Origin of the sequence: Mitsuaria sp. PDC51, from assembly GCF_900113225.1 — a bacterium.
Taxonomy (GTDB): Bacteria; Pseudomonadota; Gammaproteobacteria; order Burkholderiales; family Burkholderiaceae_C; genus Roseateles.
In genome coordinates this window covers 1,705,752-1,721,258 of record NZ_FOZE01000001.1, presented here as the reverse complement: position 1 = coordinate 1,721,258, position 15,507 = coordinate 1,705,752, and the positions used below count along the sequence as shown (strand labels likewise).

The window sequence follows — 15,507 nt, the reverse complement described above, 5'->3', positions numbered from 1 at the left end:
CGCTGCTGCGCCGCTGCTCAACCGCCGATCACGCCGCAGGCGATGCGCGCGCCGCCACCGCCCAGCGGGGCCGGATGGTCGGCGTGGTTGTCGCCGCCGGCATGGACCATCAAGGCGTGGCCCTTGACCTCGTCGAGCTTGGTCAGTCGCGGCGACAGCACCGGATTGACCGCCTGCCCGTCCTGCGCGACGAACAGCGGCGGCAGGTCGCCCAGGTGGCCGTCGCCCCAGGGCTCGCCATGGCGCTTGCTGCCCTTGGGATCGAAGTGCCCGCCCGCCGCGCCGGCCGGGGTCACCGTGCCGTTGGTCGTGGCGGGCCCGCAGGACGGGTTCTCATGCACATGGAAACCATGCAGGCCGGCCGGCAGCCCCTGGAGCTGCGGATAGAAGGCCAGGCCATACGGCGTCTCGACGATGCGCACCGTGCCCGCCGAGGCGCCGGCCCCATCGGGCTGCGCGATGGCGAGGTTCACCGTCAGTTCGGCGGCATGCGCGGCCGTCAGGGCGGCACCGGACACGATCAGGCCCAGGCACAGGGACTTGGCGACTTTCATTCGAAACTCCTCTTCGGATGGACGGGAAAGGCGACCGGGCCGACGACGGCCATCGGTCGGGGCACCGGCCGGCGGGGAAGACCGGCGATGCGCCCTGGGGTCGAATGATCGTGCAACGGCGCGTCGCGCGCACGCCAACGAAGCGACGCGGCAGCCGCGCAACGCGCAGGGCAGCCAATCGTCGTCCGATGCTCACTGCTTGCTCACCCCGCGCTCACCCGGTCTTCACGCCCTCCTCGGGATGAAGGCGAAAGCGCCACGTCAGAGCTCCACTTCGGAGCACCACGTCAGAGCACCCCTCGCAGCGCCTCGGCCCTCGCCAGATGCACCCGCACGCGGCTCTCCAGCCAGTTGTGACGGTGGCTGCCCGGCGGCGGCGCCAGGCGGTCGAGCAATTGCGCGTAGCTCGCGCTGAGCGCCTCGAAGCCGCGATCCAGGCCGTCTTCATCGCGCGGGGCGATGGCGCCGGGCACGAGCGCCTCGATCGCCGGCGGCAGGCAGCAGCCCATCGCGGCCAGTTGGTGGGTCCGACGGAATTCGCCGGCCAGGCCGTCCACGAGCACGTCGGGACGCCGCACGCCGATGCGCCGCAGCCGCTGCTGCGCCGCCGGTGTCGCGCAGGACTGGCCGAGCTCGCGCAGTTGGACGAGCACCCGCACCCACAGCCCGCGCAGCGCCTGGCATGCCGCGTCGGCGCCCTCGACGCCGCCTTCGGACCGGCCGCTCCGCGCCGCGAGCACGCAGCGCTGGGCCGTCATGGCCAGCGCCGGGTCCAGGCGCGCAGCCCCGGCGCGACGCTCGCTTCGCGGTGCCAGTCCTTGCCGCCCGGGGCGGCGGGCCATCGCTTCGCCGCATCGCGGACGAGGTCGATGACGGCATCGAGGACAACATCGATGACCATGGCTGTCTCCTGCGGCCTGCGCCGTCTGCTTGTCGCGTCCCGGCCCGTCGAGGGACCGGGACCGGCGGCGAGGCTCCCCGCGCCGGACCTGCCGGCCGGGGGCGCCCCGCCGCCCCTTCATGGCGCGTTCATCGCGCCAGTCTTGTCACCCGCCGATCAGGCGAGGTCGAAGCGGTCCAGGTTCATCACCTTCGTCCACGCGGCGACGAAGTCCCGGACGAACCGGCCCTGCGCGTCGGCGCTGCCGTAGACCTCGGCCAGCGCGCGCAGCACCGAGTTCGAGCCAAACACCAGGTCCACGCGGGTGCCGGTCCAGCGCGGCTGCCCGGTCTCGCGATCCAGGCCTTCGAACACGTCGGGGTCCTGCGCGCTCGCGCGCCACTGGGTCGACATGTCCAGCAGGTGGACGAAGAAGTCGTTGGTGAGCACGCCAGGCCGGTCGGTGAAGACACCGTGCGACACGCCGCCGACATTGGCGCCGAGCACCCGCAGACCGCCGACCAGCGCCGTCATCTCGGGCGCGCCCAGCGTCAGCAGCTGCGCCTTGTCGACGAGCAGCTCCTCGGCCGAGACGGTGAAGCGGGCCTTCTGGTAATTGCGGAAGCCGTCGGCGACGGGCTCCAGCACCGCGAAGCCCTCGACGTCGGTCTGCGCCTGCGAAGCGTCCGTGCGGCCCGGGGTGAACGGCACCACGACCGCATGGCCCGCGGCCTGGGCCGCCTGCTCGATCGCGGCGACGCCGCCCAGCACGATCAGGTCGGCCAGCGAGACGCGCTTGCCGCCCGTCGCCGCCGCGTTGAAGTCGCGCTGGATGGTCTCGAGTGCCGACAGCACCTTGGCCAGTTGCGCCGGCTGGTTCGCTTCCCAGTCCTTCTGCGGCGCGAGGCGGATGCGCGCGCCGTTGGCGCCGCCGCGCTTGTCAGAGCCGCGGAAGGTCGAGGCGCTGGCCCAGGCGGTCGACACCAGCTCGCTCACCGTCAGGCCGAACGCCAGGATCTGGGTCTTCAGCGCCGCGACGTCGGCCGCGTCGATCAGCGCGTGGTCGACGGCCGGCAGCGGGTCCTGCCAGAGCAGGTCCTCGGCCGGCACGTCCGGGCCCAGGTAGCGCGACTTCGGGCCCATGTCGCGGTGGGTCAGCTTGAACCAGGCGCGGGCGTAGGCATCGGCGAAGGCGGCCGGATCCTGATGGAAGCGGCGCGAGATCGGCTCATAGATCGGATCCATGCGCAACGACAGATCGGCCGTCGTCATCATCGGCGCGTGCTTGCGCGACGGATCGTGCGCGTCCGGGATCATGTGCTCGGGCTTGACGTCCTTGGCCACCCACTGGTGGGCGCCCGCCGGGCTCTTGGTCAGCTCCCACTCGTAGCCGAACAGCATGTCGAAGTAGCCGTTGTCCCAGGTGGTCGGATTCGGCTTCCACGCGCCCTCGATGCCGCTGGTGGTGGTGTGCACGCCCTTGCCCGACTCGAACTGGTTGATCCAGCCCAGGCCCATCGCCTCGATCGGCGCGGCCTCCGGTTCCGGGCCGACCAGCTTCGGATCGCCGGCGCCATGCGCCTTGCCGAAGGTGTGGCCGCCGGCGACCAGTGCCACGGTCTCCTCGTCGTTCATGCCCATGCGGCCGAAGGTGTCGCGCACGTCGCGGCCCGAGGCCACCGGATCGGGCTTGCCGTCCGGGCCTTCCGGGTTCACGTAGATCAGGCCCATCTGCACCGCGGCCAGCGGCTTCTGCAGTTCGCGCTCGCCGGTGTAGCGGCTGTTCGGCTTGTCGCTGGTGGCCAGCCATTCGGTCTCGGCGCCCCAGTAGACGTCCTCCTCCGGCGCCCAGATGTCCTCGCGTCCGCCGGCGAAGCCGAAGGTCTTGAAGCCCATCGATTCCATCGCGACGTTGCCCGCCAGGATCATCAGGTCGGCCCAGGAGATCCGCTGCCCGTACTTGCGCTTGATCGGCCACAGCAGGCGGCGCGCCTTGTCGAGGTTGCCGTTGTCGGGCCAGCTGTTCAGCGGCGCGAAGCGCTGGTTGCCGGCGCTGGCGCCGCCGCGGCCGTCGGCGGTGCGATAGGTGCCGGCGCTGTGCCAGGCCATGCGGACGAACAGCCCGCCGTAGTGGCCCCAGTCGGCCGGCCACCAGGGCTGCGAATCGGTCATGAGCGCGGTCAGGTCGCGCTTGAGCGCCTCCAGGTCCAGGCGCTTGAATTCCTCGGCGTAGTTGAAGTCCTCGCCCATCGGATCGGACTTGGCCGAGAGCTGTCGCAGCACCGACAGGTTGAGCTGGTTGGGCCACCAGTCGCGGTTGGTCCGCGCCACCGGCGCGCTGCCATGCCCCATCACCGGGCACTTGCCTTGTTCACTCATCGCTTCTCCAGTTGTCTTGCTGCCGGCACCGCGTCGCCAGGATGTCGAGCCCTCCTCGACGCGGCGCTTCCTGTCCCCTGGAATGTCAGGGGTGGCGCGAGTATTTGCTATCGGCAATCAGAGAGCCATTTGCAATTCCTAATGGCCTGGATAGCGGCAAGCTTGGAGAAGCCGGGCCTTGGTCACAGCCCCCGCACCATCTCCACGTGCGCGATCCCGGCTTCCTCGAACACCGGCCCGCGGCGCTGGAATCCGGCGCGCGTGTAGAACCCTTCGGCGCTGAGCTGCGCGTGCAGCAGCACCTCGCGGTAGCCCTGCTCGCGGCCGGCCTGCATCAGCGCGTCCAGCACCTGGCGGCCGACGCGGCTGCCGCGCATCGGCGACAGCACCGCCATCCGGCCGATCTTGGCCACGCCCGGCACATGCTCCAGCAGCCGGCCCGTGGCCAGCGGCCGGCCCAGCCGGTTGTAGGCGACCGCGTGCGTGCAGCTCTCGTCGGCGGCGTCCCACTCCATGTCGGCGGGGATCTTCTGCTCCTCGACGAACACGGCCTGCCGGATGCGGTGCGCGTCCGCGCCCAGCGTCGCCCAGTTGCCCACGCGCGCGTCGGTCATCGGCTCGCCGCGCTCGAAGCCCAGCAGCAGCTCGCGCAGCGCCTGCGGCACCGCCTTGGGCACGCGCGCCACCGGATCGGCGAAGACATAGACCAGCTCGCCATGCACCAGGCACTCGTCGCCGCGGAACACCGCGCAGCTGACCGTCAGCGAGGTCGTGCCGACGCGCTCGGTGCGCACGCCGATGTCCAACAGCTCGTCGTAATGCGCCGAGCCCAGGTATTCGATCGTCGACTTGCGCACGAACAGGTCACCCTCGAGCGCCTGCATCGTCGGCGCGTAGGGCAGCGCCAGCGCGCGCCAGTAGCCGCCCACCGCGGTGTCGAAGTAGGTCAGGTAATGGCCGTTGAAGACGATCTGCTGCGCGTCGATCTCAGCCCAGCGCACGCGCAGGCGTTCGAAGAAGCGGAAGCGGTCGCGCGCGAGCGCGGAGGCGGTGGTGCTGCTCATGCGGAAGCCCCGGTGGGGGTCGTGGAGGTCGTGGAAGTCACGGGGGCGGTGGCCGGCGCCGGCAGGCCGAAGGCGGTCCGGAGCGCATCGGCGCAGGCGTCCAGCGCCTGCTCGGCTTCGGGGATGCTGCGACCCATCTTGATGAAGTCGTGGGTCACGCCGCGGTACAGCTCCAGCCGCACCGCGTTGCCGCGGGCGCGCAGCAGGTCGGCGTAGGCGATGCCCTCGTCGATCAGCGGATCGGCCTCGGCCAGGATGAAGCAGGCGGGCGCCAGGTCCTCGTGGTCCTCGGCCTGCAGCGGCGCGAAGCGCCAGTCCTCGCGTCGCTCGGCCGGGATGTACTGGTTGAAGAACCAGGCGATGGTGTCGGCGTCCAGCAGGTGGCCCTTGGCGAAGCGGCGGTGCGAGTCGGTGTCCGCATGCGCCGTCGCCCCCGGCGTGATCAGCAGTTGCAGCGCGAGCGGGACGCCCAGCTGCGCGCGGATGTCGCGGGCATGCAGCGCGGTCACCGCAGCCAGCGTGCCGCCGGCGCTGTCGCCGCCGACGGCGATGCGCGCGCGGTCCAGGCCCAGCGACGGCGCGGCCTGCGCCAGCCAGGCGAGCGCGGCCCAGCAGTCGTCGACGGCGGCGGGGAACGGGTGGTCGGGCGCCAGGCGGTAGTCCACCGCGACGACCGCCGCGCCGCTGCGCAGCGCCAGCTGGCGGCACAGGCTGTCGTGGGTCTCCAGGCTGCCGATGACGAAGCCGCCGCCATGGAAGTACAGCAGCACCGGCAGGCCGCGCGGATCGCGGGCGGCGGCATCCTCGCGCGTGACCGGGGCGTACAGGCGCACCGCGATGTCGCCGGCGGGACCGGGGATTGCCAGGTTCTCGATGCGCGGCAAGGGCGCCCGCGGCAGGTCCAGGATCTCCGCGCCCATCAGGTAGGCGATGCGCGCCTGCTTGGGCGAGAGGCTGTGGAAGGACGGGCGGTTGGCGCGGTGGATGCGCTCGAGCACCGCGGCCATCCGCGGTGTCAACAAGGTGCTACTCAACGGGAACTCCAGGGCGTAGGCTCAGCCGTTCGCCGAGCCGCAATCGCGGGATTTTCCCAGACAACGCGCGCCGTCGCCGAAGCGGCGCCAAGACCCGCCTTCCCCCTCGTCCACCTCCCGGCAGAAGGACTCCGCCCATGGCCCTGATCCAGTACCTCACCCACATCCATCTCGAGGTCGGCGCGCGCCGCGTGCTGGGCGCGGAATGCGCCCGTGCCGGCATCACGCGGCCGCTGATCGTCACCGACAAGGGCGTGCGCGCGGCCGGCGTGCTGGACCTGGTGATCGAGGCCTGGACCGCGTCCCCGATCGACGCCGCCGCCCTGCCCGTCTACGACGGCACCCCGCCGAATCCGACCGAGGCCGCGGTGCGCGAGGCCGCCGCGCTCTACCGCGCCCACGGCTGCGACGGGCTGATCGCGATCGGCGGCGGCTCCAGCATCGACCTGGCCAAGGGCGTCGCGATCGCGGCCACCCACGAGGGCCCGCTGACGGCGTACGCGACCATCCTCGGCGGGGCCGGCAACATCGGCCCGCAGGCCGCGCCGCTGATCGCCGTGCCGACCACCGCCGGCACCGGCTCCGAGGTCGCGCGCGGCGCGATCATCATCGTGGACGACGGCCGCAAGCTGGGTTTCCACAACTGGACGCTGATGCCGCGCTCGGCCGTCTGCGATCCGGAGCTGACGCGCAAGCTGCCTGCCGCGCTGACCGCAGCGACCGGCATGGACGCGATCGCGCACTGCATGGAGACCTTCATGTCGGCCGCCTTCAATCCGCCGGCCGACGGCATCGCGCTGGAGGGCCTGCGCCGCGGCTGGCGCCAGATCGAGCGCGCCACCACGCATCCCGACGACCTCGACGCCCGGCTCGACATGATGGCGGCCAGCACCATGGGGGCGCTGGCCTTCCAGAAGGGACTGGGCTGCGTGCATTCGCTGAGCCACGCGCTCGGCGGGCTGATGCCCAGGCTGCACCACGGCACGCTCAACGCGGTCTTCCTGCCGGCGGTGATCCGCTTCAACGGCATGCACGACTCGATGCGGCGCGACGACAAGATCGCCCGCATGGGCCATGCGATGAACCTGCAGGAAGGCACGCCGGCCGATGAACTGGCTGGCGCGGTCAAGGCGATGAACCAGCGGCTCGGCCTGCCGTCGGGCCTGCGTGAGATGGGCGTGACAAACGAGCTGTACGACCAGATCGTCGAGCGCGCGCTGCACGACCACTGCCACAAGACCAACCCGCGCGAGGCCTCGGCCAGCGATTACCGCCGGATGCTGGACGAGTCGATGTGAGCCGCAGGCTAGCCTCGGGGGCTTTGACAACCAACCTACCAACTAGTAGAGTGCGACCCAGTTTCACGCGACGGCCTCCGCATTCATGACCATCGAGCTCTCCCCGAAAGCCGCCGAGATCGCCGCCCACACGCGGGCGCTGCTGGTCGCCGGCGGCTACAACAGCTTCAGCTATGCCGACCTGGCCGAGCGGGTGGGCATCACCAAGGCCAGCATCCACCATCACTTCCCGAGCAAGGCGGCGCTGGTGCAGACGGTGGTCGCGCGTTACCGGGAGGAAGCGCGGCAAGGGCTCGCCTCGCTGGAGCGGCAGTTCGACGATCCGCTGTCCGAGCTCAACGCCTATGCGGACTACTGGGCCGGCTGCATCCGCAGCGGCGAGCATCCCTTCTGCATCTGCGCGATGCTGGCCACCGAGATGCCGACCATTCCCGAGGACGTGGCTGCCGAGGTACGCGCCCATTTCCACGACCTGAACGCCTGGCTGGCGTCGGTGCTCAAGCGCGGCGTCGGGGCCGGCCAGTTCCACCTGCTCAACAGCCCCGCGATCTCGGCGCGCTCGTTCATGGCGGTCGTGCACGGCGCGATGCTGGTGGCGCGGGCGCTGGACGACCCCAAGTCCTTCGCCGCCATCGTGCAGCCGGCGATCCTCAAGCTGACCCAGCCCGCCTGACGGGCGCTGCACCGCGGGCGGCTTCGGCCGCCCTTCTTTCGCGCCATCAATCTACCAACTAGTAGATCGTACTTTCATCACCTGCTTCAACGAGGTCCCCATGCCCCACCCGCTTTCATCGCTCGGCATCGCGCACACCCTGATCAGCCTGATCCCGCTCGTCGCGGGCCTGCACGGCTTCGCGCGCAGGCGTCGCATCGAGCCCTCCACGCGCTCCGGCCAGGTCTATCTCGCCGGACTGACGCTGTCGGTGTTCACCGCCTTCGGGCTGTCGAGTGTCACCGGCGTCAATCCCGGTCACGTGCTGGGCGTGCTGGCCCTGCTGGCGGCGTTCGGCGGCGCCTGGGTCGCGCCGCGGCTGGGCGTCCTCGGCCGGCTGAGGCCCTATGCGCAGACCTTCGGCCTCTCGTTCAGCTTCTTCCTGCTCCTGGTGCCGGGCATCAACGAGACGCTGACACGGCTGCCGGTCGCGCATCCGCTGGCCACCGGTCCGGACGATCCGGTGGTGAAGGCCGCGCTGCTGGGCTGGCTGCTCGTCTTCGCGGTCGGCTTCACGCTGCAGGGGCTGGCGATCCGGGCGGAGAACCGCGCCGGCAGCCGGTGATGACGAGCTGGACCGCCGCTCGACCACGCGCGAGCGCGCGGGCCGGCGCTCAGTTGCCGGGCCGGCTCCTGGACTTGTAGCCGGAGCCCGGCGGCGTCCAGAACACCGCCCCGACCGAGGTCTCGTTCAGATGCGGCGGCAGGCCGCGCGCCTCGAGCTGCTCCCGCACGCCGTCCAGGCCGGTCTCGGAGTCGATGATGTAGCCCTCCTCCAGCACGTCGCCGTAGTTGGCCTCGGTGTTGCTGACCGCCAGCTCGACCAGGTCGCCGAGCTCGCCGCCATCGAGCGACCAGACATGCACGTCCTGGTCGGTGGCATAGGTCTTGATCCGCCACGCGGCGCCGTTGGACGCGAAGAACTGGATGGTGTCGAAGGTGTCCTCGGTCGCCGGCTCCTCGGAGTTGGCGACGTAGCTGCTCTGGATGGCGAGGCGGAAGAGGATGAGCTGGGTGGTCATGCGCGGCGGTGGGCGGGAGCGATGAGGCTGGATCGTACCGGGCGCCCGTGCGGCCGTGCGCCGCGCCGCCGTGTCGTCGCGCCGCTGTGGCGTCATGGCCTCGTGGCGCTGTCAGCGTCCCGGATTACGCTCGGGGCCATGACTTGCCCTGGGTCCCTCTCCCGCCGCGGCCTGCTGCAGGCCGCTCTCGTCGCCGGCTGCGCGCCGGCGCTGCTGCGACACGCCGATGCGGCCGCCGAGCCGCTGTTCGCGCTCGGCGTCGCCTCCGGCAGTCCGCGCGCCGACCGCGTGGTGCTGTGGACGCGGCTCCTCGGCGAGGCCCTGCCGGCAACGGTGCCGGTGCACTGGGAGCTGGCGCAGGACGAGGCCTTCCGGACCGTGGTGGCGCGCGGCACCGAGCACGCCGAGCCCGGCACCGCCCACAGCGTGCATGCGGAGCCCGCCGGCCTGCGCCCGGACCGCTGGTACTGGTATCGGTTTCGCGCCCTGGGGCAGCAGAGCCCGGCTGGCCGCACCCGCACCGCGCCGGCGGCCGACGCGATGCCGGCGGCCCTGCGCTTCGCCATCGCGTCCTGCCAGCGTTTCGACCACGGCGAGTACGCGGCCTGGGGCGACATGGCGAGGCAGGACCTCGACCTGGTGCTGTTCCTGGGCGACTACATCTATGAATACGCCACGCCGCACGATGCCCGCGTGCCGCGGCGCCACCATGGGCCGCAGTGCCGCAGCCTGGCCGACTACCGCGACCGCTACGCCCAGTACAAGCGCGACCCGCAGCTGCAGGCGATGCATGCGAACGCGCCCTGGATCCTGACCTGGGACGACCACGAGGTGCAGAACGACTGGGCCGGCGACGTGTCGCAGGACCTGGCGCCGGACTTCCATCAACGCCGCGTCGCCGCGGCGCAGGCGTACTGGGAGCACCAGCCCTTCCCGGCATCGATGCGGCCCAAGGGCGTGGACATCGCGCTCAGCCACCGCGTCGACTGGGGCCGACTGGCGCGGCTGATCACCCTCGACGATCGCTCCTGGCGCGATCCGCAGGCCTGCCCCAAGCCCGGCCGCGGCGGCTCCAACACCGTGAACGTGAAGGACTGTCCCGAGCTCCTGGACACGCGCCGCACGCTGCTGGGCGGGCCGCAGGAGCAATGGCTGCGCGACAGCTGGGACGCCACGCGGCCGTGGAACCTGCTGGCGCAGCAGACCCTGATGGCGCGCTTCAACCGGCAGGATCCGGCGCAGGGGCCGGGGCGCTACTGGACCGACGGCTGGGACGGTTATCCCTTCGCGCGCGAGCGCCTGCTGCGCGACCTCCAGGCGCGGCGCGTGCCCAACACGGTGGTGCTGGGCGGCGACGTCCACGCCAACTACGTGGCCGACCTGAAGCTGGACTGGGACGACGAGCGGGCGCCGGTGCTGGCCAGCGAGTTCTGCGGCACCTCGATCTCCAGCCACGGCGCGGAGCAGTCGCAGCTGGACAAGGCCCTGCCCTTCAATCCGCACCTGCGCTACGGCCGCAGCGACCAGCGCGGCTACATGCGTTTCGAGCTGAGGGCGGACCGGCTCGATGTCGAGCTGCGCAGCGTGGCGTCGCCGTGGGACGCGAAGAGCCCCGTGTCGACCGCGGCGCGCTTCGTCGTCGAGGCGGGGCGACCGGGCGCGCAGGCAGCCTCCTGAGGCGCAGCGACGGGACGCCGATCGCCCCCGCGGCGTCGCCGTGCTTCCTCGGCGCGCGAAACAAACTCGGTACACTCCGCCCCGCTCGCGGTCTCGGGGCGCTACCCCGCCCCACCCGCCGCCAGCGCCCTCCGCCACCGACGCGGAGCGCGAGCCAGCCAGGCCCGTCCACGACGCGGCCATCCGCACAGCCAGCCAACGCCTCGATCGCGGCCTCGATGCCGCCGCCGGACCCGTCCTCGCGGGACCGGTCGACCTGCCGTGCCTTGCTCGCTGACGCCATGCAACGCGGATCCCTCCACCCCGTGCGCCGTGCGTGTCCCGCGCCGGCGTCCCGTTGCCGTCGACGTCCATGTCCTTCCGTCTCCATCGTCGTTCCACTCTGCCGCGCCCGTGCGCGCCCGCCCAGCATCCCGTCGCCATCGCCGTGTTCATCGCGCTGAGCGTGCACGGCCCCATCGCCCTTGCCCAGACGCCGTCGGCGTCCGCGTCCCAGTCCGGCGGCCCTGTGGCAACCAGTGGCCCTGTGGCACCCGGCGGCACCGCCGCGCCGGCCGCGCCTGCCGATGCCGCCTCGGAGGCCGAGCCGCGCCGCATGGACTCGGTCGTGATCTACGGCAGCGTCCAGCGCGACACCGGCTTCGCGCCGACGCAGGGCATCACCGCCGGCAAGGCCGAGATGCGCCTGCTCGAGACCCCGCGCTCGATGAGCGTCGTGACCCGCGAGGTGATGGACTCGCGCCAGATCACCAACCTGCAGCAGGCGCTGCAGACGGTGCCCGGCGTGAGCCCGGTGAACTTCGGCCGCCGAGGCTTCGACGACATCAACATCCGCGGCTTCCGCTCCACCGAGTCCATCCTGATCGACGGCCTGGTGCAGAGCCCCGGCATGTGGACGCGGCTGACCAGCTACGCCTACGAGCGCTTCGAGGTACTCAAGGGCGCGTCCTCGATCCTCTACGGCCAGGTGCAGCCCGGCGGCCTGGTCAATGCGGTCAGCAAGCGGCCCGAGACGGTACGCCGCCTCGATGGCGGCGTCGACATCGGCAGCTTCAACAGCCGCACGCTGTCCGCCGACATCAACGAGCCGCTCTCCGCCAACGGCCGCACCGCGCTGCGCATCACCGCGCAGACCTCCGACGGCGACGACGCCACCGACCAGGTCTGGCGCAAGGACCGCTGGGTCTCGCCGTCGCTGTCGATCGACTTCGGCCGCGACACCGAGGTCGTGATCTTCAGCAGCTACTCGCACAGCCAGTGGATCCGCCAGCAGGGCACGACGCCCTACGGCACGCTGCTGCCCAATCCCAACGGCACGGTGGACCGCCGGATGTTCACCGGCGATACCGCCTTCGGCGGCTACGACGTCGAGCAGAAGACCCTGGGCTACAGCCTGGAGCACCGCTTCGATCCGGCGCTGACGCTGCGCCAGGGCGTGCGCTACGAAGAGGAATCGGGCACCGGCAACTTCGTCGCGCTGCAGGCGCTGCAAGCCAATCGCCGTCTGCAGAATCGCTCGGCGACGCGGCAGTACCTGGACTACGACATCCTCGCCACCGACACCTCGCTGCTCTACCGGGCGGACACCGGACCGGTCGCGCACCAGCTGGTCGTCGGCCTGGACGCGCGCCGCGGCCACAGCCGCCAGGGCTCGCGCGCCTGCACGATCGCGCCGCTGGACCTGTTCAATCCGCAGTACGGCATGCCGGCCACCTGCCCCGCCAACCTGACCGCCTTCGCGCCGTCGACGCTGACGGTGGCGGGCCTCTACCTGCAGGACCAGATGAAGTTCGGCGCCGGCTGGACCGCGCTGGTGGGCCTGCGCCGCGACCATTCGCGCGAGCGGCTCGAGGACCGCGTCCGCAACACGCAGTCGCTGAAGACCGACGCGGCCACCGTGGGCAGCGCCGGCCTGGTCAAGGAGTTCCTGCCCGGCTGGTCCACCTACGTCAGCTGGTCCGAGTCCTTCCTGCCGGTCAGCGGCCAGGACTTCGATGGCAAGGGCTTCGTGCCCGAGACCGGCAAGCAGTACGAATGGGGGCTCAAGCATGAATCGGCGGACGGCCGGCTCACCGGCTCGCTGGCGGTGTTCGACCTCAAGCGGCGCAACGTCACGACCTCGGATCCGGTCAACACCGGCTTCAGCGTGCAGACCGGCGAGCAGCAGTCGCGCGGCGTTGAACTCGAGGTGGGCGCCCGGCTCAAGGACGGACTGAGCCTGACCGCCGGCTACGCCTACACCGACGCGCGGGTCACGCGCGACAACAACGCCGCGATCCTCGGCAAGCCGATCAACCTGCAGCCGCTGCATGCGGCGACGCTGTGGGCGCTGTACAAGCCGACCGGGCTGCCGAACTGGACCTTGGGCCTCGGAGGTCGCGCGGTGAGCCGCCAACGCGGCAGCCTGCCCTTCGCGCTGCCCGGCTACGCGGTCGTCGATGCGAGCGTCGGCTACGCCGGCCCGGCCTGGCGCGTCAATGCGGGCTTGAAGAACCTGCTCGACAAGGACTACTTCGACGGCGCCATCAACGCCAACGTGGTCTCGCCGGCGCTGGGCCGCACCTGGACGCTGAGCCTGCAGCTGAGCTATTGAGCTACTGAGCTCTTGAGCGTGGCGAGCGCGGCAACGCCGGGCGCGGCGGACCCCGTGCTCGCGGATCAGCCCAGCGTCAGCTCCCAGGTTTCGCCGACGAGATCCAGGCCGAATCCCTGGAAGGGCTCGCTCGCGACCAGTTGGTAGCCCGCCTTGCGATAGATGTGCTTGGCGGCATCGAGCTGGCTGTTGGTCCACAGGCGCACCTGCCGGTAACCCGCCTCGCGGGCGAAGCGGTGGCACTCGGCGACGAGGCGATCACCCAATCCGAGTCCGCGCGCCGAGGGCTCCACCAGCAGCAGTCGCAGCTGCGCCACGCCGTCGATCGGCGCGCCGGTCGCCTCGTCGCGGGCCTGCACCAGCGCGACGCTGCCGATGTTGGTGCCGTCGCGCTCGGCGATCCAGCAGGCCTCGCGACGCGGGTCGAAGCGCTCGAGGAAGTCGGCGGCGATGCGCGCCACCAGCGCCTCGAAGCTCAGGTCGAACTGGTACTCGCGCGCATAGAGCGCGCCATGCCGCGCGACGATCCAGCCCATGTCGCCGGGCCGGTGCGGACGCAGCAGGAGGCCGCCCTTCGCCGGCTTCGCGCCCGGCTCCTCGAGCAACGACTGCACCCGCCGCAGCGCCTGAAGCAGCTCCACCTGCTGGACCTCGCCGAGCTGGCCCAGCAGCTCGCCCACCTGCTCGCGCGAGCGGCGATCCAGCGGCTTGAAGGCCTTGCGGCCGGCCGGGCTCAGCGTCAGCAGCGACTGCCGGGCGTCCGCCTCGCTGCGCGACGCGCGCACCAGGTCGCGCTCCTTCAGATGGCGCAGCAAGCGGCTGAGGTAGCCGGCGTCCAGGTCCAGCAGCCGCCCCAGTTCGGTCGCGGTCATCCCGGTTCCGGCCTCCAGATGCGCCAGCTCCCAGAGGATGCGGCACTCGGTGAGGCTGAACTCGGAGTCCAGCAGCCCTTCGTCGAGCACGCCGATGCGGCGCGTGTAGAAGCGGTTGAAGCGGCGGACGGCTTCGATACGGTCACTGTCGATCATGGCGCGCATGCTGCGCCATGTATTTGCTTTTGGCAAGCAATTGATTGCCAGCGGACCTCACACGTTGGGCGGAGCGCCGCCACGCTTCGGCAGCTCCCCGGCGCGGCGCAGGTCCTCGATCCACGCGGCGATCGCCGCGTCACGATCCGGTCCGCGGTCGCGCAGCAGCGCCGACGGGTGCAGCGTGATCAGCACGCGCCGGCCATCCTCGCGCGCGAGCCATTGGCCGCGATTCGCCAGCACCGGCACCGCATGCCCCAGCACCGCGCGGGCCGCCGTGGCGCCGAGCGCCACGATCGCGGCCGGGTCCACCGTGGCGATCTCCTGCTCCAGCCACGGCGCGCAGGCCTGCACCTCGCGCTGCGCCGGCGACTTGTGCATCCGCCGCTTGCCGCGCAGTTCGTACTTGAAGTGCTTGACCGCGTTGGTCAGGTAGAGCTGGTCGCGTGGCCAGCCCAGTTGCTCGAGCGCCTCATCAAGCAGACGTCCCGCCGGGCCGACGAAGGGATGCCCCTGCAGATCCTCGCGATCGCCGGGCTGTTCGCCGACGAGCATCAGCCGCGCCGCGACCGGCCCTTCACCAAATACCGTATGCGTCGCGCCCTGCCACAAGGGACAGGCCCGGCACGCCTTCGCCTGCTCGGCGAGCTGCGCCCACTGGGCCTGCCGGGCGGCGCGAGCGACGCGGGCCATGTCGCTTCCGGCCCACTCAATGCCTGGGCGTGCGATTCCCGTATGCGGGACGCGCCGGCCGGATCGCCGGCGCGCTGCCGCCGGCGACGAAATTGCCGGGTCGGGCGGTCAGCAATACCGCCAGCAGGTCGGTCACCTTCAGCGGCTTGTAGAGCAAGCGGTTGAAGCCCGCCGCGCCGGCGCTCTCGTCGGTGATCTCCGGGCCGCCGCCGGTCAGGCAGACGTACATCACGTGGCGGCCGGCCTCGGCATCGATGAGCTTGGCTTCGGACACCACCTCCAGGCCATTCATGTCGGGCATGTCGAAGTCGACGAACACCAGCTCCGGCTTGAACAGCTTGAGCAGCCGAAGGCCCACCCGGCCGCTGTAGGCCACCGCCGTCGCGCAGCCGTAGCAGCGGAACAGCTCGCTGAGGCTGCGCGCTCCCTCCGGGTCGTCGTCAATGACGAGGACCCGCAGCGCATGAGGCGATGGTTCGGACATCGAGGTGTTCTCCCTGAGTGCAACACGACGCAACAGCCCTACCCGCGCGACAAAGCGCGTCCGGCCACTGCCGTCCGTCGATGACTGAG

General features: G+C 71.3%; 15 protein-coding genes. 5 read left to right on the top strand and 10 right to left on the bottom strand.

All coding sequences use genetic code 11. The features are described 5' to 3' along the window. Positions 1-17: 17 nt before the first annotated feature. From sodC to BM393_RS07450, 6 genes are all read right to left on the bottom strand, one after another. Positions 18-554 carry a superoxide dismutase family protein gene (sodC, locus tag BM393_RS07470; RefSeq protein WP_091724137.1) on the bottom strand — a complete coding sequence of 179 codons (537 nt, stop codon included), beginning with the start codon at positions 552-554 and terminating at the stop codon, positions 18-20. Positions 555-841: 287 nt separating this feature from the next. After that, entirely contained in the window at positions 842-1,312 is a 471-nt protein-coding gene (locus BM393_RS07465) for a hypothetical protein (RefSeq protein WP_091724134.1), read from the bottom strand. Further along, positions 1,309-1,455 (bottom strand): hypothetical protein, encoded by a 147-nt coding sequence (locus tag BM393_RS25615; RefSeq protein WP_175538215.1) that lies wholly within the window; start codon positions 1,453-1,455, stop codon positions 1,309-1,311. Before BM393_RS25615 ends, BM393_RS07465 begins: the two co-directional genes overlap by 4 nt. Positions 1,456-1,611: 156 nt before the next feature. Next, complete coding sequence (gene katG, locus BM393_RS07460) at positions 1,612-3,813, bottom strand: catalase/peroxidase HPI (protein ID WP_091724131.1); 2,202 nt, start codon at positions 3,811-3,813, stop codon at positions 1,612-1,614. A 182-nt stretch (positions 3,814-3,995) separates the two neighbouring features. Beyond that, positions 3,996-4,877: a YbgC/FadM family acyl-CoA thioesterase gene (locus BM393_RS07455; RefSeq protein WP_091724128.1), complete on the bottom strand. Its 882-nt coding sequence runs from the start codon at positions 4,875-4,877 to the stop codon at positions 3,996-3,998. Next, positions 4,874-5,884: an alpha/beta hydrolase gene (locus tag BM393_RS07450; protein WP_091724126.1), complete on the bottom strand. Its 1,011-nt coding sequence runs from the start codon at positions 5,882-5,884 to the stop codon at positions 4,874-4,876. Before BM393_RS07450 ends, BM393_RS07455 begins: the two co-directional genes overlap by 4 nt. A gap of 164 nt (positions 5,885-6,048) precedes the next feature. On the opposite strand from BM393_RS07450, the gene BM393_RS07445 reads away from it, so the two are divergent. From BM393_RS07445 to BM393_RS07435, 3 genes are all read left to right on the top strand, one after another. Next, on the top strand, positions 6,049-7,209 hold the full coding sequence (locus tag BM393_RS07445; protein WP_091724124.1) for an iron-containing alcohol dehydrogenase: 1,161 nt from the start codon (positions 6,049-6,051) through the stop codon (positions 7,207-7,209). Between the two features lie 85 nt (positions 7,210-7,294). After that, the gene (locus tag BM393_RS07440; protein ID WP_091724121.1) at positions 7,295-7,882 is read left to right on the top strand and encodes a TetR/AcrR family transcriptional regulator; all 588 of its coding nucleotides are present in this window, start codon (positions 7,295-7,297) and stop codon (positions 7,880-7,882) included. 100 nt (positions 7,883-7,982) lie between these two features. Beyond that, positions 7,983-8,486 carry a hypothetical protein gene (locus BM393_RS07435; protein WP_091724119.1) on the top strand — a complete coding sequence of 168 codons (504 nt, stop codon included), beginning with the start codon at positions 7,983-7,985 and terminating at the stop codon, positions 8,484-8,486. Between the two features lie 49 nt (positions 8,487-8,535). Here the strand turns inward: BM393_RS07435 and BM393_RS07430 are convergent, their stop codons facing one another. Beyond that, positions 8,536-8,943: a hypothetical protein gene (locus BM393_RS07430; protein WP_091724116.1), complete on the bottom strand. Its 408-nt coding sequence runs from the start codon at positions 8,941-8,943 to the stop codon at positions 8,536-8,538. A gap of 138 nt (positions 8,944-9,081) precedes the next feature. Between BM393_RS07430 and BM393_RS07425 the strand changes: the two genes are divergently transcribed. Continuing rightward, a complete protein-coding gene (locus BM393_RS07425) occupies positions 9,082-10,620 on the top strand; it encodes an alkaline phosphatase (protein WP_091724114.1) in 1,539 nt (512 codons plus the stop codon). Between the two features lie 595 nt (positions 10,621-11,215). Continuing rightward, the gene (locus BM393_RS07420; protein WP_254783259.1) at positions 11,216-13,213 is read left to right on the top strand and encodes a TonB-dependent siderophore receptor; all 1,998 of its coding nucleotides are present in this window, start codon (positions 11,216-11,218) and stop codon (positions 13,211-13,213) included. A gap of 65 nt (positions 13,214-13,278) precedes the next feature. Here BM393_RS07420 and BM393_RS07415 read toward each other — a convergent pair whose 3' ends face one another. Genes BM393_RS07415 through BM393_RS07405 form a run of 3 tightly spaced genes read right to left on the bottom strand, consistent with a single transcriptional unit; the run spans position 13,279 to position 15,418 of the window. Then, positions 13,279-14,241 carry a helix-turn-helix domain-containing GNAT family N-acetyltransferase gene (locus BM393_RS07415; protein ID WP_091725166.1) on the bottom strand — a complete coding sequence of 321 codons (963 nt, stop codon included), beginning with the start codon at positions 14,239-14,241 and terminating at the stop codon, positions 13,279-13,281. Between the two features lie 57 nt (positions 14,242-14,298). Further along, complete coding sequence (locus BM393_RS07410) at positions 14,299-14,934, bottom strand: UdgX family uracil-DNA binding protein (protein WP_091724108.1); 636 nt, start codon at positions 14,932-14,934, stop codon at positions 14,299-14,301. Positions 14,935-14,950: 16 nt separating this feature from the next. Beyond that, positions 14,951-15,418 (bottom strand): response regulator, encoded by a 468-nt coding sequence (locus tag BM393_RS07405; RefSeq protein ID WP_175538214.1) that lies wholly within the window; start codon positions 15,416-15,418, stop codon positions 14,951-14,953. Positions 15,419-15,507: the final 89 nt, after the last annotated feature.